The following is a 327-nucleotide window of genomic DNA, read 5'->3' as shown; positions in this document are numbered from 1 at the left end:
CGAGTCCTGTTCGGGGAGCCATCTGGAGAGATGTCCGAGCTGGTCGAAGGAGCACGATTGGAAATCGTGTAGGCGTCACAAGCGTCTCGAGGGTTCGAATCCCTCTCTCTCCGCCAGTTAGGACTTTACTGAGGCCCGTTGGTCAAGGGGTTAAGACACCTCCCTTTCACGGAGGTAACAGGGGTTCGAATCCCCTACGGGTCACCATAGAGCATACATATGGACACTTAGCTCAGCTGGGAGAGCACCATCTTGACAGGGTGGGGGTCAGCGGTTCGAACCCGTTAGTGTCCACCATATTTATCATCAATAGCGCGGGGTGGAGCA

Annotated in this window: 3 tRNA genes; all 3 read left to right on the top strand. The window is 55.4% G+C overall.

The window, feature by feature from the left end:
• Nucleotides 1–24: 24 nt before the first annotated feature.
• Nucleotides 25–116 (top strand) — tRNA-Ser (locus A372_RS0100440).
• A gap of 16 nt (nt 117–132) precedes the next feature.
• Nucleotides 133–207: transfer RNA gene (locus A372_RS0100435), tRNA-Glu, on the top strand.
• Between the two features lie 14 nt (nt 208–221).
• Nucleotides 222–297 (top strand) — tRNA-Val (locus A372_RS0100430).
• Nucleotides 298–327 lie beyond the last annotated feature (30 nt).

The sequence above is a fragment of the Paenibacillus sp. OSY-SE genome, from assembly GCF_000283315.1.
Classification (GTDB): domain Bacteria; phylum Bacillota; class Bacilli; order Paenibacillales; family Paenibacillaceae; genus Paenibacillus_B; species Paenibacillus_B profundus.
This window is presented reverse-complemented; position numbering and strand designations above follow the sequence as displayed.